General features: G+C 60.8%; 3 protein-coding genes. 2 read left to right on the top strand and 1 reads right to left on the bottom strand.

Annotated features, from left to right (window positions below; translation table 11 throughout):
• The coding region (locus tag AC1DRJ_RS23525; protein ID WP_477804261.1) for an efflux transporter outer membrane subunit at window positions 1–1,068 on the bottom strand (1,068 nt) is incomplete at its 3' end.
• Between the two features lie 182 nt (window positions 1,069–1,250).
• Between AC1DRJ_RS23525 and AC1DRJ_RS23520 the strand changes: the two genes are divergently transcribed.
• A complete protein-coding gene (locus AC1DRJ_RS23520) occupies window positions 1,251–2,219 on the top strand; it encodes a LysR family transcriptional regulator (RefSeq protein WP_007944679.1) in 969 nt (322 codons plus the stop codon).
• 324 nt (window positions 2,220–2,543) lie between these two features.
• A partial coding sequence (locus AC1DRJ_RS23515) for a DUF6124 family protein (RefSeq protein WP_477804260.1) occupies window positions 2,544–2,833 on the top strand: 290 nt, incomplete at its 3' end.

Below are 2,833 nucleotides of genomic sequence, written 5' to 3'. Positions count from 1 at the left end.
CGCCGGGCCGACGCTGTAGTTGAGTTTCTTGCCGGTCAAAAACTCCAGCGCCCCGCCGCCCGTGGCCATGTAGCCGAGGCTGCCGACCAGATCGACGTTGGGATAAAAACCGGCATGGGCAACATCAATGCCCCGCGCCTGAGCCGCCACTTGCCAACGACTGGCAACTACGTCCGGGCGCTGACCGAGCAATTGCGCGGGCAGCGACGACGGCAGTTTCAGTGCCGTGTCCAACGACAGCGTTGGCCGCTGCAAGTGCGCGCCCTCCCCCGGCCCCTTGCCTGCCAACGCTGCGAGTTGGTTGCGGSTSAGGGCGATTTCTTCGTCCAGCGCATCGATCTGGCGATGTGTTTCCGGCAACGGCGTTTGCGCCTGACTGACTTCAAAGTGTGTGCCGATGCCACCGTCCAGGCGCTTCTGTGCGAGGTCGAGAATCTGCTGTTGCTGCTTAAGCGTTGCTTCGACGATGTCGCGATGTGCGTAATGCAGCGACAGTTCGATGTAGGCGCGCACGATGTTGTTCTGCAATTCGAGCTGCGCCAGACGCGCTTCGGCAACGCTCATGTGCGCCATGTCCACGGCGCGCTCGGTGGCATTGCTTTCACGGCCCCAGAGGTCCAGTGCGTAGCTGAAGCCCAGTGCGGCGTTGTTGTCCCAGGTGGTCGTGTTGGCCAATTCGCCCGGCCCGTAGAACTGATCGGTCGGCCAGTTGTGGCGCTTGAGGGTTGCTTCGCCATTCACCTGCAGCGACTCGGCGGACTCGGCAACGCCTGCCATGGATTTGGCATGGCGCACCCGCGCCGCCGCCATCGCCATGCTCGGGCTGCCTTGTACGGCGAGGTCGATCCAGCGGTTCAGTTGCAGGTCGCCATAGGCCTGCCACCACTGCGCGGTGGGCCAGTGTGCGTCCTGTGCGGCGCTTTGAATGGCTTCGTCGGTGGCCAGGGAATTGGCCTCCAGCGCCTTGCCCTGCGGGGCAATACCTCCAGTTCCGATGCAGCCGCTGATTGCCAGGGATAAAGCCAAAACACTGAACGTCTGAAACGCTCTGCTGATGCGACGCGGCACTGCTGCGATTTCCTGAGGTGGGGAGTTGTTTCGAAGATGCGCAATTCTAGGGGCCGGCCTGAATGGCGATAAGCCGGGATTCTTGTGAATCTTTGTTACCGTTAACGCGATAWTCCCTTGGTCGGGGGTCACCGACCTTGAAACCTTGTGTCACAATTTGCCATCTCCCTTGAGAGCATCCCATGGACACTTTGCAAAACATGCGCGCCTTCAGTTACGTGGCCGAGGCCGGCAGCTTCACCGCCGCTGCCGTGCAACTAGACACCACCACCGCCAACGTCTCGCGCGCGGTCTCCAACCTGGAAGCCCACCTGCAAACCCGCCTGCTCAACCGCACCACCCGCCGCATCGCCCTGACCGAGGCCGGCAAGCGCTACCTGTTGCGCTGCGAGCAGATCCTGGCTTACGTCGAAGAAGCCGAAGCCGAGGCCAGTGACGCCCACGCGCGCCCGGCCGGGCAGCTCAAAGTGCACACCATGACCGGTATCGGTCAGCACTTCGTGATCGACGCCATCGCCCGCTATCGCAAGACCCACCCGGACGTAACCTTCGACTTGACCATGGCCAACCGCGTGCCGGACTTGCTCGATGAGGGCTACGACGTCTCCATCGTGCTCGCCAGTGAACTGCCGGATTCGGGCTTCGTCTCCCAGCGCCTGGGCATCACCTACAGCATCGTTTGCGCCTCGCCGGCTTACGTCAAAGCCAACGGCTGCGCGCAGAAGCCCAGCGACTTGCTTAACCACATGTGCCTGCGCCTGGTGAGCCCGGTGATCCCGCTGGAGAAATGGGCCTTCGACGGCCCGGAAGGCCAGGAGACCGTGACCATTAACAGCTCACCGTTTTTGGTCAACTCGGCGGACGCGATGAAGACCGCGATCACTAGCGGCATGGGCGTTGGCGTGCTGCCGGTGTATGCGGCGATTGAAGGATTGCGCAACGGCTCGCTGGTGCGGGTGATGCCCAACTACCGCTCGCAGGAACTGAACCTGTATGCGATCTACCCTTCGCGGCAATATCTGGATGCGAAGATCAAGACCTGGGTCGAATACTTGCGCGGGTCTTTGCCGGAGATTCTGGCGGCGCACCAGGCGGAATTGGCGGCTTATGATTTGAGTGGGAGTCTGGGCGGGATTCGGCTGGCGAACTGATTTCACGGTCCTACAGACGCGCTGATTTTGGGGAAGGATTCCGACGCGTTCTGTCGGTTGTTGGGTCAGACGGGAAATGAGTAGGCTTTGGGTGTCGCTGGCACTTCAGCGATCGGGTCTGGAAAACCCGAAGATAGGATCACAGCACATGACATAATGCGGCGCTTTTTCAGCTCCGCTATTTGACTTATGGCGGCTGTGCGTGGGAGACCTTCGGGTCTGCCGGGTCTGATCCTTCTCGGTTTTTCCAGTCCGCGTACAGCTGCCACCCTTCCGTCTGGAAAACGGAAATTGGCAGCTCCTCGACTCTAAGGATCTTTGCTAATGATTAAAGAAACACCGAATCCTCCGGAAACCGACGACGTTTCCCCCTACGAATCCGTCGATTCCAAAAAATTCCACGACGCCGCCGAGCGCGCGCTGAATCACTACCTCAATCCCGCTGCACTCAAATCACCGCCCACCCGCAAACCCAGCACGATGTTCATGCTTGCACCCGATCTCAAAGACGAGGACTTGCTGGCCCACACCTGTGAATCGCTGGCCCAGGCCAGTGTGATGGCCGGCGATTTTGCCGGCTATCTGGAAGGCCCGCACCGCAACACGGCCATGGC

The organism is Pseudomonas sp. P5_B2 (genome assembly GCF_056400445.1).
Note: the sequence above shows the minus strand (reverse complement) of the source record. Positions and strands in the feature narration are given on the sequence as shown.